Here is a 15745-nt window from a genome sequence, read left to right on the forward strand (position 1 = left end):
GATCCGCGGCGGTGCCCCGGCCCGGCAGGACGGGCGGCCTCAGCGAGCGGTGCAACCCGTGAGGTGGTCGTTGACCAACCCGCACGCCTGCATCAGCGCGTAGGCCGTGGTCGGGCCGACGAAGCGGAATCCCTTGCGCTTGAGTTCCTTGGCCAGCGCGGTCGACTCGTCGGTGACCGCCGGTACGTCCGACAGGGCCGCGGGAGCCTTCCGGCGTCCGGAAGGTGCGAACGACCATACGAGCGCGTCCAGGCCGCCCTGGAGGGCCTGCGCCGCGTGTGCGTTGGCGATGGCGGCGTCGATCTTGGCCCGATTGCGGATGATGCCCTCGTCGGCGAGCAGCCGGGCCCGGTCCGCGTCGTCGAATCGCGCCACCGCGGCGATCGAGAAATCCGCGAAGGCCGCCCGGAAACCGGCCCGTCGGCGCAGGATGGTCAGCCAGGACAGGCCGGACTGGAACGCCTCCAGGCACACGCGTTCGTACAGCGCGTCCTCGCCGTGCACCGGGACGCCCCACTCGGTGTCGTGGTAGGCCCGATAGTCCTCCGGGCCGGTCGCGCCCCACGGGCAGCGCAGCAGTCCGTCCGGCCCCGCGACCGGACCGCCGACGACGGTCACGGCTTCGGGTCGCCCTTCGGCTCGGCGGTGGGTGTGGCGCCCTCGGTCGCGTCCGTCGCGTCCGTCGCATCCGTCGCGTCGCTCGCATCCGTCGCGACCTCCGCAGCGTCGGCCGGCTCGGCGGGCGGTGCCGCACTCGGCTCGGCGTCGGCCGGCTCGGCGGTCCCACCCGGGGTCGACTCGCCGACCTCGGCCGCATCCTCGTCCGCCCGTGCGGCGGCGCTCGCCGGCCGGGCCTGCTCCTCGTCGGCGCCGCTCGACCCGGCTTCGCCCGACTCGGTGCTCGGCTTCTCCAGGGACAGCGTGGTGCCCGCGGCGCGCGGCGGCGGGGCGAGTCGGCCCGCGCCGAGCGCGCTCGCCCCCGCGGCGGCCGGGACGGACACGGTGACGCCGGCCGGGGTGGTGCCGCTGATCTTGTATTCGAGTTCCAGGATGCGCGCGTCCCGCGCCGCGAGTTCGCCGGTGAGGCGGTCCAGGACCAGGTCGACCTCGCTCATCCGGTAGCCGCGAAAGACCACCGGGAACCGGATGTCGTCCACGTCGGCGCTCGTGAGCGGGCGGTCGCCGGCCATCCGCAGCTCGGGCTGTTCGCGGTGGGCGTCGGGAAGGGAGCCACCCGCCCCGAGCACGACCGCGGCGATCACGAGGATCACCCCGGTCACCACGACAAGCTGGATCCAGAACACGGACGGCTCCCCTTCGACGGCGCTGCAAGTGCTGGGACGGGCGTCCGCTCCGGGCCGCTTCGGGAAGCCCCCGGGTCGTCGCACGGGACGATCGTGCCACGATCAGGGGGTCAGGTGGCACGTGCAGGGTGTGGTGGGCGGAGGTCGACGGGGTGACGACGCTGAGGCTGGGGCGACGGGAGTTCGGTGGCGACGAGTTGGTGATCATGGCGATCGTCAACCGGACACCGGACTCGTTTTTCGACAAGGGAGCGACCTTCGACGATCGACCCGCCCTGGACGCGGTCGAACGTGCGGTCGCCGAGGGCGCGGGGATCGTGGACATCGGGGGAGTCAAGGCCGGTCCGGGGGCGGAGGTGGACGTCACGGAGGAGATCCGCCGCACGGCGTCGTTCGTGGCCGAGGTCCGCCGCCGCCACCCCGACGTGGTGATCAGCGTCGACACATGGCGGCACGAGGTGGCCGAGGCGGTCTGCGAGGCGGGCGCGGACCTGATGAACGACGCGTGGGGCGGGGTGGACCCCAAGCTCGCCGAGGTGGCCGCCAAGTACGACGTGGGCATCGTGTGCACCCACGCCGGTCGCGCGCAGCCGCGCACCCGGCCGCACCGGATCGGCTACGTGGACGTGATGGCCGACATCCTGGACGTCACGGTCGGCCTGGCCGAGCGCGCCGCGCGGCTGGGCGTGCGCCGCGACGCGATCCTGATCGACCCCGGGCACGACTTCGGCAAGAACACCCGGCACTCGCTGGAGGCGACCCGCCGACTCGGCGAGATGGTCGACACCGGCTGGCCGGTCCTGGTGTCGCTGTCCAACAAGGACTTCGTCGGCGAGACGCTGGACAAGCCGGTGAACGAACGCCTGCTCGGCACGCTCGCCACCACCGCGGTCAGCGCGTGGCTCGGTGCCCGGGTGTATCGCGCGCACCAGGTCGAGGAGACCCGTCAGGTGCTGGACATGGTGTCCTCGATCCACGGCACCCGGCAGCCCGCGGTGGCCCGGCGCGCCCTGGCCTGACCGGCCCGCGGGGAACGTGTCTCGGCGCCCGCGCCCACCGAGGAGGTGGGCGCGGGCGCCGAGGAGTGGCTCCGGCCGCAGCCGGCGGATCAGCGGATCAGCAGCGCTTCCAGGGGCCCTGGATCGCGTACATGGTGCCCGGGGTCTGCACGTTCGCGAACAGCGTGCGGCCGTCCTCGGAGAAGATCGGGCCGGTGAACTCGCTGTCCCCGTCCGCGTCGTTGCGGGCGACCGGGTAGGTCTTGCCGTCCTCGGTCGCGCCGAGCAGGTGCTGCACGCCCTCGCCGTCCTCGGCGATGATCACGCCGCCGTGCGGCGAGACGCTGATGTTGTCCGGGCCGTCGAACGGGCCGTCCACGTCGGGCGTCGCGTTCACGCCGAAGCGCAGCTTCAGGGTCAGCCGGCCGCGGCGGGGGTCGTAGAACCAGATCTGGCCGTCGTGCGCCGTGCCCGGGCTCTCCTTGCGGGCGAAGCTGCAGACGACCCACGCGCCGCCGTCGCCCCACCAGATGCCCTCGATCTTGCGACCGCGGGTGATGTCGGTGTTCTGGAACTGCTTGCGGATGGACACCGTGCGCGCGTCGCGCTCCTGCACCTTGACCCAGTCGACGGCGTAGGTGGTGCCGATCTCGGTCGCGCGGGAGAGGTCGTCCACGTGCTTGCCGCTCGCGTCGACGCAGCGCATCGCCGCGAGGGTGCCCGCGTCGTCGGCGAGCTTGCGCAGCCGGCCCCGGCCGCCGTCCCAGTGGCGCGGGGGCTCCCAGCGGTAGAACAGCCCGTTCGGGTTGCTCGCGTCCTCGGTCAGGTAGAGGTGACCGCGGCGCGGGTCGACCGCGACCGCCTCGTGGGCGAACCGGCCGAGCGCCTTGATCGGCTTCGGGTCGCGGTTGGCGCGGCGGTCGTACGGGTCGACCTCGAACACGTAGCCGTGGTCCTTGGTCGCGCTGCCCTGACCGGCGAGCTGCTCGGTCTCCTCACAGGTCAGCCAGGTGTCCCAGGGGGTCACCCCGCCCGCGCAGTTGGTCGCGGTGCCGGCCACGCCGACGTACTCGCGGATGCGCCTGCCGTAACGGTTCACCTCGACCACCGTGCAGCCGCCGGCGAGACCCTCGTCGTAGACCAGACCCGACAGGTGCGGGACCGGGAGCGGGGTGTCCTTGAACGAACCGCCGAGCTCGTGGTTGTTGACCAGGACCGTGCCGCCGCCGCGCAGCTTGAAGGCGCCGGTGCCGTCGTGGTTGCTCGGGGTGAGCTCGCCCGACTCCAGCTTGGTGACACCGGCCTCGGTGACGATCTGGTACGAGAAACCCTTGGGCAGCGCCAGGCGCCCGGCGGGGTCGTTGATCAGCGCACCGTAGCCCGGCTGGGCCGGCGGCCGGCCGTGCCCGTTGTGCCGGGACGAGGCCGAGGCGTTCGGGGCCAGCAGCATGCCGGTGCTGCCGATGAGGGCGACACCGGCACCGGTGGTGGCGGTGCGACCGAGGAAGCCCCTGCGGGACAGCGACATCTGGTTTCTCCAGTGACAGGCGGGAAATATCGGGACGCCCCTACGCTTTCGCCCGTCGGTGTCCCCCAAGTGAACGCGGCGGGGCGCCCGAATGCCCGTCAGGTGGCAATTGCTCCGCCACCGGCGCGGCGTTCCGCCTCGGCCTTGTCCGCGCGGGACTCGGCCTCGATCTTGGAGCACTCCAGGTCGGCGTCGCGGATGATGCGCACCGCCTCGTCCACGTCGTCGGTGATCCGGATCAGGTCCAGGTCGGCCGGCGACGCCTTGCCCTGGGCGATCACCACGTCACGGACCCAGTCGATCAGGCCGGTCCAGTAGTCACGACCGATCAGCACCACCGGGAAGTGGGTGACCTTGCCGGTCTGGACCAGGGTCAGCGCCTCGAACAACTCGTCCAGCGTGCCGATCCCGCCGGGCAGCACGATGAAGCCCTGCGCGTACTTGACGAACATCGTCTTGCGCGCGAAGAAGTAGCGGAACGTGATGCCCCGGTCCACGTACGGGTTGAGCCCGGACTCGAACGGGAGCTTGATGCCCACGCCCACGGACTGCCCGCCCGCGTCCCGGGCTCCCTTGTTGGCCGCCTCCATCGCGCCCGGGCCGCCGCCGGTGATCACCGCGTAGCCGGCCTCGGCCAGCGCCCGGCCGACCCGCTCGCCGATCCGGTATTCGGCCGACCCGGGTTTGGTCCGGGCGGACCCGAACACGCTGACCGCCCGGCCCAGGTCGGCGAGCATGCCGAACCCGTCCACGAACTCGGTCTGGATCCGCAGCACGCGCCACGCCTCGGTACCGAGGTGCCCCATGCCGGGATGCTCTTCCTCGACCTCACTGGGCGAGGCGAACTCGGGTGGCTCCTCCGGAGCGAATCGCGCATCCATCCGGCCACCCTGTCACGCCCGGGCGGTGGTTGATCGCATTTACCGGGGAACCACCGCGACGGTTCGGGCCGGGCCGGGTCCTAACGCAGCCAGTGCAGCAGTCGCTTCTCGCTTTCCCCGATCAGCGCGATCTCCACGTGTTCGTCGCGCTTGTGCGCGAGGTTGGGGTCGCCGGGCCCGTAGTTGACCGCGGGGATGCCCAGCGCGGAGAAGCGCGCCACGTCGGTCCAGCCGAACTTGGCCCGCGGCGCGGTCCCGATCGCCGCCACGAAGGCCGCCGCCGCGGGTCGGTCCAGACCGGGCAGCGCACCGGCGGCGGCATCGGTGAGCACCACGTCGAACCCGGCGAACACCTCCCGCACATGCTCCAACGCCTGCTCGACGCTGCGATTGGGGGCGAACCGGAAGTTCACCGTCACCGTGCACACGTCCGGGATCACGTTGCCCGCCACGCCGCCCTCGATCGCGACCGCGCTGAGCCCCTCGCGGTACTCGAGCCCGTCGATCACGACCTTGGCGGCCTCGTAGCCCTGCAAGCGGGTCAGGATCGGCGCCGCGGCGTGGATCGCGTTGTCGCCCAGCCACGAGCGGGCCGAGTGGGCACGGGTGCCGAGGGTGGTGATCCGCACGCGCAGGGTGCCCTGGCAGCCCCCCTCGACCGCGCCGCCGGTCGGCTCCATCAGCACCGCGAAGTCGGCGACGAGCCACTCCGGACGGGTGTTCGCCAGCCGCAGCAGCCCGTTGCGGGAGGCCTCGATCTCCTCGCAGTCGTAGAACACGTAGGTGACGTCGCGATTGGGCTCGGTCAGTTGTGCGGCGAGGCGCAGTTGCACCGCGACGCCGCTCTTCATGTCCGAGGTGCCACAGCCGTACATCAGCGGACCCTCGATCCGCGACGGCAGATTGTCCGCGATCGGGACGGTGTCCAGGTGGCCGGCGATCAGGATGCGTTCGGGCCGCCCGAGGTCGGTGCGCGCGACCACCGAGTCACCGTCCCGGTGGACGGTCAGATGCGGGTGGGCGCGCAGCGCCTGCTCCACCGCGTCGGCGAGCACCCGCTCGTCGCCGCTGACGGACGGGATGTCGACGAGCTGCGCGGTGAGCGACGCCGCGTCCTGGGACAGATCAAGCCTCACGGTCATGACGGCAGCCTATCCCTGTCCCGGGACGCGTTATCTGACGATATGTCAGGTGAATCGAGCCTCGTCGCTCAACCGCTCTTGAGCCGCTCCACGCCCGCCGCCACCCGCTCGTCGGTCGCGGTGAACGCGATCCGCACGTGCCGATTGCCCGACGGGCCGTAGAAGTCGCCCGGCGCGACCAGGATGCCGCGCTCGGCGAACCACGCCACGGTGTCCCAGCAGTCCTCGTCGCGCGTGGTCCACAGGTAGAGACTCGCCAGGGAGTGCTCGATCCGGAAGCCCGACGACTCCAGCGCGTCGCGCAGGGCCGCGCGCCGGGCCGCGTAGCGGGCCCGTTGCACCGCGACGTGCTCGTCGTCGGCGAAGGCGACGGTCATCGCCGCTTGTACCGGCCCCGGCACGATGTGTCCCGAGTGCTTGCGCACCGCGAGCAGTTCGCGGATCACCGCGAGGTCGCCGGTGACGAAGCCCGCGCGGTAGCCGGCCAGGTTGCTGCGCTTGGACAGCGAGTGCAGCGCCAGCAGCCCCTCGTGCGAGTCGCCGCACACGTCCGGGTGCAGCACCGAGACCGCCTGGGTCTCCCAGCACAGCTCGATGTAGCACTCGTCCGAGACGACCAGGATGTCGTGCGCGCGGGCCCACTCGACCACCGCGCGCAGTTCCTCGACCGAGTGCACCGCGCCGTGCGGGTTGCCCGGCGAGTTCAGCCAGATCATCCGTACGCCGGCGGGATCCGGCAGCACGCCGTCCGCCACCGCGAGCGGGGTGGCCCCGGCCAGCCGCGCACCCACGTCGTAGGTGGGATAGGCCGGCGTCGGGTGCGCGACCGTGTCGCCCGGGCCGAGCCCGAGCTGGTTGGGCAGCGCCGCGACCAGTTCCTTGGTACCGATCACCGGCAGCACCGCGTCCGGATTCGCGCCGGAGATGCCGAGCCGGCGCACCAGCCACCCGGCGATCGCCTCGCGCAGTTCGGGCTTGCCGTACACGGTCGGGTAGCCGGGCGAATCGGCGGCGGCGCTCAGCGCGTCCCGGATGAGCTGCGGGGTGGGATCGACGGGCGTGCCCACCGACAGGTCGACCACGCCGTCCGGGTGGGCCCGGGCCCGCGCGCCGAACGGTTCGAGGCGGTCCCAGGGGAAGACGGGGAGCAGATCGGTGACGCGACGCGCCCGCCGACCCCGCGCGGCTGCGGGGTCGGTAGGCGTTTCCGCACCGTTGTGCGAAGCGGTCACGTCGCTCTACTCGCCGGTCGCCTGCGGCGGCAGCGCGGCGATGAGCGGGTGGTCCTTGGCGATCAGACCCATCTTCGAGGCGCCGCCCGGGGAGCCGAGGTCGTCGAAGAACTCGACATTCGCCTTGTAGTAGTCCTTCCACTGCTCCGGGGTGTCGTCCTCGTAGAAGATTGCCTCGACCGGGCAGACGGGCTCGCAGGCTCCACAGTCGACGCACTCGTCGGGGTGGATGTACAGCGCACGCTCACCCTCGTAGATGCAGTCGACGGGGCACTCCTCGATGCATGCCTTGTCCTTCAGGTCGACGCAGGGCTGCGCGATGACGTAGGTCACGTCGGGTTCCTCCTCATGCGGGCGGTACAGGGTGCGCGGGAGCGCGGCAACGTCGGTGCCCACAACTAGTATCGCGGTGGGCCGGGGCCTACTCCTAGCAGGTGGCCCTTCCTGTGGGCCGCGAACATGTCAGCAGACGTGGGCGGACGAGGTCAGCGCGGATCGGGGAAGCCGGACAGGTGAAGAGGATCACACCGCGAGATGTGGGCAGACGCGTGTCGGTGCGCCGCGAGCTGCCGCCGGAGGAGTCCGGAGCAGCCTTTACGGACGTCGTGGGCGACCTCGTGGACTGGCGCGACGGTGTGCTGACAATCACCCGCAGGGACGGCAGTATCGCCCGGGTGGCCGAAGCGAGCATCGTGGCCGCCAAGGTGGTGCCGCCGCCCGTGCAACGACTCACCCCGGCTCGGCTGCAGGACGTGGCCAGCCGATCCTGGCCCGCGCCGGAGGTCGCCACGTTCGGCGAATGGCTGCTGCGCGCGGCCGAGGGATTCACCCGGCGGGCCAACTCGGTGCTGGTCCTGGGCGAGCCCGGCGTCCCCTCCCAGGAGGCACTCGATCGAGTGAACCGCTGGTACGAGACCCGCGGGTTGCCGACGCTGTTCCAGGTCGCCCACGCCGACCCGTTCGACCGCTTCCTCGACGCGGCCGGGTGGCTCGCGGAGGGCGACGCCCTGATGCGCACCGGGCGGCTGGTGCGCGCGGCGGACGTGCTGCACGACGTGGACGCGAGTGCGGTCCGGATCCAGGACACCCTCACCGACGCGTGGCTCTCCCTCTACCACCACGTCGCGGGCCGCTCGGGCGGCGGCGCCGAACGGCATGTGCTCCAGGGTCCGCCCGGCACCCTGTTCGCGACCGTGTGCGATCCGGACTCGGGCGCGCCGATCGCGATCGGCCGTGTCTGCGTGCTCGGTCGGTACGCGGGCTTCGCCGCCCTGGAGGTCGACCCGGCCCATCGTCGGCGGGGCCACGCCCGGGCGATCGTGAAGGCGCTGACCGATCGGGCGCTGGCGAGCGGCGCGGTCACCGGGTGGCTCCAGGTCGAATCGGACAACCGGCCGGCCCGCGAGCTCTACGACGCGCTCGGCTTCACCGACCATCACCGCTACCACTACCGTCGATCGCCGGTCGCCCGCCCGTGAGCGATCCCGGGAACGCACGCGATCGGTTCGCCTCGGTGGTCCGGGCGGACGAGGTGGACCTGGCCGAGGCGGCACTGCTGATGGGCGTCGAGGTCGATCCGACCTTCGACCCGGCCGCGGGCATCGCCGAGTTGGACCGGCTCGCGGCGGCCGTGCGGGCCGAGGTGGGCCCCGGGGGCGACCCGGCCCGGGCCGCCGCGGCGCTCGCGCTCGTGCTCGGTGGTCGGGCCCGCTTCTTCGGACAACAGTCGGACTACGCCGACCTGCGCTCGTCGCTGCTGCACGAGGTGCTGCGCCGTCGACGCGGGCTGCCGATCCTGCTGTCGATGGTGTGGATCGAGGTGGGCCGACGGGCCGGCCTGCCGGTCTACGGCGTCGCGTTGCCGGGACATTTCGTGGTCGGGATCGGCGATCCGGACGACACCTTCGAGCTGGCCGACCCCTTCCACGGCGGGGTGCCGCTGTCGGTGTCGCGGGCCCGCCGGTTGGCCGCGGAGGCGGGCGGCCAGGCGGGCGATCCGGCGCTTTTGCAGCCGGCCCGGCCGACCGCGATCCTGCTCCGGGTGCTCAACAACATCCGCGCCTGGGCCGCTCAGCCCGAGCGCGGCATCGAGGGCGCCTGGACCCGGTTGTGGGCGGTCGAGCTGTCGCTGCTGCTGCCGCGCCATCCGGCGGCGCTGCGCCACGAGCGCGGCACGCTGCTCGCCAAGACCGGCCAGTTCGCGGCCGGCGCCCGGCAGTTGGAGGAATACGCCGAACTCGTCGAGCGGATCGACCCGAAGGTCGCCGAGGGTGTGCTGGCCGAGGCCAAGGCCGCCCGGGCCCGGCTGAACTGAGGCCCGGCGACCCCCGGACGGGGCCGCGGCGGACCGAGCACGCTCCCAGCCGGTCCCGCCGCCGGGACTCAGCCGCCCAGGATGCGCAGGAACGCGTCGGCGTCCTGGGCGACCCCGCTGCACGTGGGGTCGACGCCCGCCTCGGTGCCGGCGCCGTCGGGGCACGGCCGGTCCCGCGCCGCGGACCACCAGGCGATCCGGCCCAGGTGCACCGTCCGGGCGAACTCGGCGAACCTGCGCGCGTCGTCCAGCGTGAACACCTCGCCCGCCACGTCGTTGCGGCCGATCATCACCGTCACCGACACCCGCCGCCAGGACTGCTCCTCGGACAGTTGCGGCCACACCTCGCGGATCTGCCCCTGTACGGCGTGCGCGGCGTCGCTCGCGAACTGGCCCATCCGGCCCTGCGGCCGGGGGGCGACCGCGGCGCCGTAGTTCAGCGCCTTGATGTTGACGTAGGAGACCTCGACCTGCTGCGCGACGGCGTCGCGCAGCAGCGCCTTGGCCTCGTCGCCCAACCCCTGGAGCGGGTCCACGGGCAGCGAGTACCCGATGTCCACGGGCCGGCCGGCCGCCCGGGCACCCTCCTGGAGCAGGTGCAGCGCCGCGTTGCGCCGCTGCACCACGTCGGGACGCACCAGCGAGCGGCCCTCGATGTCCAGGTCCATCCCGGTCGCCCCGGTCGCGGCCAGAGCCTGCCGGTAGACGCCCGCCAGTTCCTCGGGCGTGCCGCAGGACGCCGCGAGGTCGGTGCCGCCGGCGCCGCCGAAGGCGACCCGGATCGTGGTGCCGGCATCCCGCAGCGCGGCGATCCGACCGGTGGTCACCGGGTCGTCGAGTCGGGTCACCCCACCCCACATCGGCCGACAACCACCACCGTCCACGACGTAGGCCAACGTGCGCTCGCGCACCCCGCCGGCCGCGCCCGCCCGGGTGGGGTCGAGCGCGCCGGCGAGCGTCATGTCCAGGTAGGGCGCGAGGTGTTCGACCGTGCCCGAGCGCGGCGTGGCCGACCCGGCGGAGCCACTCGAGGACGGCGGCGGCGGCGTGGTCGACGGGGCGCCGACCCGGCCGGTGCCGGTGGGAGTGGGCCGAACGGTGGGCCGGTCGGTGCCGTCGAGCGGGCCGGCGGAGGGAATCGGCCCGGCCGTGGCCGAGCGGTCACCGGACGCGGTCGGGGCGGGCATGCCGCACGGCTTGTCGTTGATCGTGCACGCGATCGGGCCGTCGGCACGCGCCGATTCGCTCGCGGTCGGCACGCCGGCGCCGTCCCGGCGCACCTCGAAGCCGACCACGATGCTCTCGCCCGGGCGCAGCGCCTTGTTCCAATTCTCGTTGCGCACCGTGTACTTGCCCTCGGCCGGCTGCAATCGGCCGTTCCACACGTTCGCGACCCGGGTGCCCGCCGGCAGATCGAAGCGCAGCGTCCAGCCCTTGACCGTGTCGGAGCCGGAATTGCGCAGGACGTACTGGCCGCTGTACCCGGTGGGCCACGAACCGGTGCGCACGTAGTCGGCGCTGAGCACGTGGTCGCGCCCGGGCGAGTCCCCGGACAGGGCCACGACCAGCGCGGCGGGCAACGCGGCGAGCGCGGCGCCGGCGGCGGCCCAGCGGATCCGCTCCCGGCGGGGACGACCGGCGCCCGGCTCGGGACCGCTTGCCCGGTGCGACCCCATGCCCATTTCCTCCGACATCCTCTCCGGCGGCACTCGGGCCGCCGGGCACGAGGACTCTACCGGCCTTCGCGCCCGGGTCCCATCGACCCGGTCCGGGCGGGGAGTTGCGAAGATCCTTCGTCTCGGCACGAGAGATGCGGGTATCGATCCCCGGCCACGAGCCGTGGAGCGCAAGGCATGCGGCGACACCCTCAAGGACGCCGAGGCGGGCCGGCCCGGTCACCGTCGGGATCGGGCCGGGGTCCGGTCCTCGCGGTGCGGGCCGCCGCTCACATCCAGCCGTTCTCGTGCGCGATGCGCACCGCGTCGGCCCGGTTGCGGGCATGCGTCTTGCCGATGCACGAGGAGAGGTGGTTGCGCACGGTGCCCTCGGACAGGTGCAGCCCCGACGCGATCTCGGACACCGTCGAGCCGTCGGCCGCCGCCCGCAACACGTCGCGCTCGCGTTCGGTCAGCGGATCGGCGCCGACCGAGAGCGCGGTCGCCGCGAGCGTGGGGTCGATCACCCGCTCCCCGCGCAACACCCGCCGGACGGCGTCGGCCAGTTGTGCCGCGGGCGCGTCCTTGACCAGGAAGGCGTCCGCGCCCAGTTCCATCGCCCGACGCAGATAGCCGGGCCGGCCGAAGGTGGTCAGGATGACGATCCGGCACCCGGGCACGACCCGGCGCAGCTCGGCGGCGGCGGACAGACCGTCCTGGCCGGGCATCTCGATGTCCAGCAGCGCCACGTCGGCGCCGCTGGCCCGAACCGCCGCGAGCACCTCGTCCCCGCGCGCGACCTGCGCGACGACGCGAATGTCCTCCTCCAGGCCGAGCAACGCGGCCAGCGCCTCGCGCACCATGGCCTGGTCCTCGGCGAGCAGCACATTGATCACGGGCCGAACGTTAGCGGTTGACCCCGGGACCGATCAGCCCCACGTCGTCCTTACCGGGAAGCACCGGGACCGAAGCGGTCAATGCGAACCCGCGACCTCCCTCGGGAACACCCACCCGAATGTCGCCGTCGGCCAACGCGAACCGCTCGCGCAGCCCGGTCAGCCCGTTGCCCTCGCAGCGCACCGCACCACGCCCGTCGTCGGTGATCTCCAGGCTCCACGCGGCTCCGGTACTCAGCGTGACCGAGCAACGTCGCGCGCCGCTGTGCCGCATCGTGTTGGTGACCGCCTCGCGCAGCGCCCACGCGAGCACCGCCTCGGCCTCCGGGTCCGGGCACACCGGCCACTGTTCGGGCAGTACGACCAGCTCGATGCCCACCGCGCGGGCGGCGATCCGGGCACCCGCCAGCTCGACCGCGAAGGTCGGCCGCCGATAGCCGCCCACCGCCTCGCGCACGTCCACGAGCGCCTGCCGGCTGACCCGCTCGATGTCCGCGACCTGTTCCGCCGCGCGCTCGACCTGCCCGGGCAGGAACCGGCCGGCGAGTTCGCTCTTGAGCGTGATCAGGGACAACGAGTGGCCGAGCACGTCGTGCAGGTCGCGGGCCATCCGCAGGCGCTCCTCGTTCGCGGAGAGCTGGGCCACGATCTCCCGGGCCTCGCGCAGCTCGACCAGCGTCTCCAGGAGTCGGCGCATCCCGATCATCAGCCCGCCGGTGAGCACCGTGACGAAGGCGAGCACCAGGATGTCGTTCCCGGCCGCCCCCAGCAGCACGCCCAGGGCCAGCCCGGTCAGCACACAGCCCAGGATCGCCCACATCGACTGCGGGAAGCGCAGCCCGGCCCCCAGCGACACCGACACGTAGACCATCAGGCCCAGCCACTCGTCGTCGAAGGCCAGGATCAGCGCGACCGAGGTCGCCCACAACACCAGGCAGGTCAGTCGCAATATGCGATCGGTGTCCAGCACCCGGCGCAGCGCGGTCTCCAGCCGGCCGAACAGGCCGAACCAGCCGATCCCGCCGAACACCAGCGAGACGTAGCAGACCACCACCACCAGCAGCCCGAACGAGCCCAGCGCCAGCCGGACCGGGCCGTAGCCCCCGGTCGCCAGGTCGTGCACGACGGGGGTGAGGAAGAACAGCCACAACAACGACCACGACATCCGGATCGCCCGCCCTCGCGCGCTGTCCTGCCGCGTCGGGTCCGACCACTTCATGCCGTGCGCTCCTTCGTGGATGAGGTCCCGTGCCGCAAGCGATCCCGATTCAGGCCGCGACCTTTTGTTCGTCGCGACGGTAGCGCCACGCCGCCAGCGCGGTGAACGCGACCAGATACAGCGCCAATACCGCGATGTCCGACATCCGGGGATGCCGGCCGTCCAACACCTCCCAGCCGAGCCGGCCGAGCCGGTAGGTCGGCATCACGTGCCCGATGTCCTGGAGGAACTGCGGGAACCCGGTCAACGGGACCCACATCCCGCCGAGCACCGCCATGCCCAGGTAGACCAGCATGAACACCGGCTGGGCGGAGTCCGGCGCGACCAGATAGCCCAACCCGATGCCCAGCACCGCGAACACGAACGAGCCGAACCACAGCGCGATCACCAGCACGCCCCATTGCCACGGGTCCAGCCGCACCCCGCGCAGGAAACCGGTGAACAGCACCAGCACGATCGCGGGCAGGCCGACCACCGCCGCCGACGCGAGCTTGGAGATCACATACTGCCGCCCGGTCAGCGTGGTCAGCCGCAACTGGCGGGTCCAGCCGCTCTGCCGCTCGGCCGCGATCCGCTGCACGCCCGCGCTGAGCGTCGCGCCGACCGCGCCGAACGAGGCCATCGACACCATGATGTAGGCGGCCACGTCGGTGCCGTCGACGTCACCCGACTGGCTGCCGAAGATCAGGTACATCGCGACCGGGTAGGCGAGCGTGAAGAGCAGGTACCGGCGGTTGCGCAACATCCGCAGGACTTCCAGCCTCATCAGGGTCCTCATGACGCGATCTCCATGCCTTCCGCCTCGTCCGCCTGCTGGGTGATCGCCAGGAACGCCTGCTCCAGGCCGAGTCCGGCCACTTCCAGGCCGCGCGGCCGAAGACCCGCGGCGTAGATCGCGGCGACCGTCTCGTCGGCGTCGTCGCTGCGCATGCGCACCGTGGTGCCGCCGAGTTCGAGCTGCACGACGCCGGGCAGCGCGCGCAGGGTCGATTCGTACCGCTCGACCGACTCGGTCAGGTCGAAGGCGATCCGGCGCAGTCCCGCGCGGGCCTTGATCTGCGCGGCGCTCGCGTCGGCGAGCAGTTTGCCGCGGTGCAGCACGAGCACCCGGTCGGCGACGTTGTCCGCCTCTTCCAGGTAGTGCGTCGCGAACAACACGGTGCGGCCCAGCTCGGCCTGTTCGCGCATGCTCCCCCAGAACCGCTGCCGGCTGTCCACGTCCATGCCGGTGGTGGGCTCGTCCAGGACGATCAGGTCCACCTCGCCCGCGATGGCCACCGCGAAGCGCACCCGCTGGGCCTGCCCGCCGGAGAGCTTGTCGACGTTCTTGTCGACCAGGTCCTCGATGCCCGCCCGTTGCAGCACCTGTGCCTGCGGGAACGGGCGCGGGTGCAGGTCGCGGGCCAGCTTGACCATCTCGCCGACGGTCACGTCCGGCATCAGGCCGCCGCTCTGCAACATCGCACCGACCCGCCCCCGGCGGATCGCGTCGCGCGGGTCGCCGCCGAACAGCGCGACGGTGCCCTCGGTGGGCCGGCTCAGGCCGAGCAGCAGGTCCAACGTGGTGGACTTGCCGGCGCCGTTGGGGCCCAGCAGGGCGACCGTCTCGCCCTGGTTCAGCTCCAGATCGAGCCCGTCCACGGCGCGCAGGTCGCCGAAGCTCTTGCGCACACCGGCGAGTGCGACGGCCGGCGCGGTCGTCTGTTTTCCAGCCGTGATCGTCATGCGTCAACAGTGGCGGTGGGCGCGGATCCGGCGAAGTGGGAAACCTCCTGATCGCGCCATGACAGATGTCATGGCCGTGCCGGCCGGGCCGGACGCCTACCGTGGGCACATGGTGCGACTGACCGACTCCCAGACCGGCAAGTCCGAGCCCGTGACCACCTCGATCGGCAGACGGGTGCGCGTCGCCTACCCGAGTCGCTCGTTGCGCGCGGCGATCCTCGCCGACACCTTCCGCCGCGTCGCGGACCGGCACCGGCTGACCGTGACGATCCATCAACTGCCGTACCGCGCACAGATCGCGGACCCGGCGGGCTACGGGCGATACAACATGCCGGTGCCCGGCACCGGACAGCCGGACGGCGCGATCGACCTGTACATCGGTGAGAGCGGCGATCAGGGACCCAAGGCCCGGGTACACGTGCTGCACCCGGCGGCGCTGATCGAGGCCGCGCCGCGGCGCCCGGTCCCGCACCCCCGAGACCCGCTCGCGCTGCGCCTGCTGCTGCTCTCGCTGACCGCGGACGAACCGCTGCGCGCGGACCCCAAGGGCTATTACGGGGCCGCCGAGGCCGAGCGCACCCTCACCGAGTTGCGGGCCCGAACGGCCGAGTGCGCCGAGTCCCCGTCCCGGGCGCTGCCGGGCGAGGCGGTGGCGCCGATCCACGCCGCGCTCGACGACGGCCTGGACACCCCCACCGCGCTTCGGCTGGTGGTCGAGCTGGCCCGCGATCAGGGGCTGGCCCCCGGCGCCCGGTTCGAGGCGCTGGCCTATCTGGACCGCTTCCTGGCCCTGGACCTGTCCCGCGACGTGGGCCGGCCCACGGACTGACCCGGCCCCGGACGCGGCACGC

At 72.6% G+C, this 15745-nt stretch carries 16 protein-coding genes; 4 read left to right on the forward strand and 12 right to left on the reverse strand.

The window, feature by feature from the left end; genetic code table 11:
* Positions 1-39: 39 nt before the first annotated feature.
* Positions 40-618 (reverse strand): DNA-3-methyladenine glycosylase I, encoded by a 579-nt coding sequence (locus ACH4U8_RS37095; RefSeq protein WP_360314643.1) that lies wholly within the window; start codon positions 616-618, stop codon positions 40-42.
* Positions 615-1304, reverse strand: a complete 690-nt coding sequence (locus tag ACH4U8_RS37100; protein WP_395782635.1) for a DivIVA domain-containing protein — start codon at positions 1302-1304, stop codon at positions 615-617. Before ACH4U8_RS37100 ends, ACH4U8_RS37095 begins: the two co-directional genes overlap by 4 nt.
* A gap of 206 nt (positions 1305-1510) precedes the next feature.
* Between ACH4U8_RS37100 and folP the strand changes: the two genes are divergently transcribed.
* The gene (gene folP / locus ACH4U8_RS37105) at positions 1511-2323 is read left to right on the forward strand and encodes a dihydropteroate synthase (protein WP_360314701.1); all 813 of its coding nucleotides are present in this window, start codon (positions 1511-1513) and stop codon (positions 2321-2323) included.
* Between the two features lie 97 nt (positions 2324-2420).
* Here folP and ACH4U8_RS37110 read toward each other — a convergent pair whose 3' ends face one another.
* From ACH4U8_RS37110 to fdxA, 5 genes are all read right to left on the reverse strand, one after another.
* The gene (locus ACH4U8_RS37110; protein ID WP_395782636.1) at positions 2421-3830 is read right to left on the reverse strand and encodes an alkaline phosphatase PhoX; all 1410 of its coding nucleotides are present in this window, start codon (positions 3828-3830) and stop codon (positions 2421-2423) included.
* Positions 3831-3928: 98 nt separating this feature from the next.
* Positions 3929-4711, reverse strand: a complete 783-nt coding sequence (locus tag ACH4U8_RS37115) for a TIGR00730 family Rossman fold protein (RefSeq protein ID WP_360314637.1) — start codon at positions 4709-4711, stop codon at positions 3929-3931.
* Positions 4712-4791: 80 nt separating this feature from the next.
* Positions 4792-5853 (reverse strand): succinyl-diaminopimelate desuccinylase, encoded by a 1062-nt coding sequence (dapE, locus tag ACH4U8_RS37120; RefSeq protein ID WP_360314635.1) that lies wholly within the window; start codon positions 5851-5853, stop codon positions 4792-4794.
* 68 nt (positions 5854-5921) lie between these two features.
* Complete coding sequence (dapC, locus tag ACH4U8_RS37125; protein WP_360314699.1) at positions 5922-7004, reverse strand: succinyldiaminopimelate transaminase; 1083 nt, start codon at positions 7002-7004, stop codon at positions 5922-5924.
* Between the two features lie 87 nt (positions 7005-7091).
* Positions 7092-7418 carry a ferredoxin gene (fdxA, locus tag ACH4U8_RS37130; protein WP_020556628.1) on the reverse strand — a complete coding sequence of 109 codons (327 nt, stop codon included), beginning with the start codon at positions 7416-7418 and terminating at the stop codon, positions 7092-7094.
* Positions 7419-7621: 203 nt separating this feature from the next.
* Between fdxA and ACH4U8_RS37135 the strand changes: the two genes are divergently transcribed.
* Entirely contained in the window at positions 7622-8563 is a 942-nt protein-coding gene (locus ACH4U8_RS37135; RefSeq protein ID WP_395782637.1) for a GNAT family N-acetyltransferase, read from the forward strand.
* On the forward strand, positions 8560-9399 hold the full coding sequence (locus ACH4U8_RS37140) for a SirB1 family protein (RefSeq protein WP_395782638.1): 840 nt from the start codon (positions 8560-8562) through the stop codon (positions 9397-9399). The genes ACH4U8_RS37135 and ACH4U8_RS37140 overlap by 4 nt, the downstream gene beginning before the upstream one ends.
* Before the next feature lie 68 nt (positions 9400-9467).
* On the opposite strand, the gene ACH4U8_RS37145 is transcribed toward ACH4U8_RS37140, so the two are convergent.
* From ACH4U8_RS37145 to ACH4U8_RS37165, 5 genes are all read right to left on the reverse strand, one after another.
* Positions 9468-11075, reverse strand: coding sequence for a cellulose binding domain-containing protein (locus ACH4U8_RS37145; RefSeq protein ID WP_395782639.1), 1608 nt, complete (start codon positions 11073-11075; stop codon positions 9468-9470).
* Between the two features lie 269 nt (positions 11076-11344).
* The gene (locus ACH4U8_RS37150) at positions 11345-11950 is read right to left on the reverse strand and encodes a response regulator transcription factor (RefSeq protein WP_360314627.1); all 606 of its coding nucleotides are present in this window, start codon (positions 11948-11950) and stop codon (positions 11345-11347) included.
* 10 nt (positions 11951-11960) lie between these two features.
* Positions 11961-13169 carry a sensor histidine kinase gene (locus ACH4U8_RS37155; protein WP_395782640.1) on the reverse strand — a complete coding sequence of 403 codons (1209 nt, stop codon included), beginning with the start codon at positions 13167-13169 and terminating at the stop codon, positions 11961-11963.
* Positions 13170-13218: 49 nt separating this feature from the next.
* Positions 13219-13947, reverse strand: coding sequence for an ABC transporter permease (locus ACH4U8_RS37160; protein ID WP_360314623.1), 729 nt, complete (start codon positions 13945-13947; stop codon positions 13219-13221).
* A complete protein-coding gene (locus tag ACH4U8_RS37165) occupies positions 13944-14894 on the reverse strand; it encodes an ABC transporter ATP-binding protein (RefSeq protein ID WP_395782641.1) in 951 nt (316 codons plus the stop codon). The genes ACH4U8_RS37160 and ACH4U8_RS37165 overlap by 4 nt, the downstream gene beginning before the upstream one ends.
* A 58-nt stretch (positions 14895-14952) precedes the next feature.
* Between ACH4U8_RS37165 and ACH4U8_RS37170 the strand changes: the two genes are divergently transcribed.
* Positions 14953-15723: a hypothetical protein gene (locus ACH4U8_RS37170; protein WP_395782642.1), complete on the forward strand. Its 771-nt coding sequence runs from the start codon at positions 14953-14955 to the stop codon at positions 15721-15723.
* Positions 15724-15745 lie beyond the last annotated feature (22 nt).

The sequence above is a fragment of the Embleya sp. NPDC020886 genome, assembly GCF_044333915.1.
Lineage (GTDB): Bacteria > Actinomycetota > Actinomycetes > Streptomycetales > Streptomycetaceae > Embleya.

Coding starts and splice junctions, on each gene's coding strand:
- ACH4U8_RS37160 (WP_360314623.1), bottom strand. CDS start 13,947: ATGAGGACCCTGATGAGGCTGGAAGTCCTGCGGATGTTGCGCAACCGC.
- ACH4U8_RS37110 (WP_395782636.1), bottom strand. CDS start 3,830: ATGTCGCTGTCCCGCAGGGGCTTCCTCGGTCGCACCGCCACCACCGGT.
- folP (WP_360314701.1), top strand. CDS start 1,511: ATGGCGATCGTCAACCGGACACCGGACTCGTTTTTCGACAAGGGAGCG.
- ACH4U8_RS37155 (WP_395782640.1), bottom strand. CDS start 13,169: ATGAAGTGGTCGGACCCGACGCGGCAGGACAGCGCGCGAGGGCGGGCG.
- ACH4U8_RS37115 (WP_360314637.1), bottom strand. CDS start 4,711: ATGGATGCGCGATTCGCTCCGGAGGAGCCACCCGAGTTCGCCTCGCCC.
- ACH4U8_RS37170 (WP_395782642.1), top strand. CDS start 14,953: ATGACAGATGTCATGGCCGTGCCGGCCGGGCCGGACGCCTACCGTGGG.
- ACH4U8_RS37145 (WP_395782639.1), bottom strand. CDS start 11,075: ATGGGGTCGCACCGGGCAAGCGGTCCCGAGCCGGGCGCCGGTCGTCCC.
- dapE (WP_360314635.1), bottom strand. CDS start 5,853: ATGACCGTGAGGCTTGATCTGTCCCAGGACGCGGCGTCGCTCACCGCG.
- ACH4U8_RS37165 (WP_395782641.1), bottom strand. CDS start 14,894: ATGACGATCACGGCTGGAAAACAGACGACCGCGCCGGCCGTCGCACTC.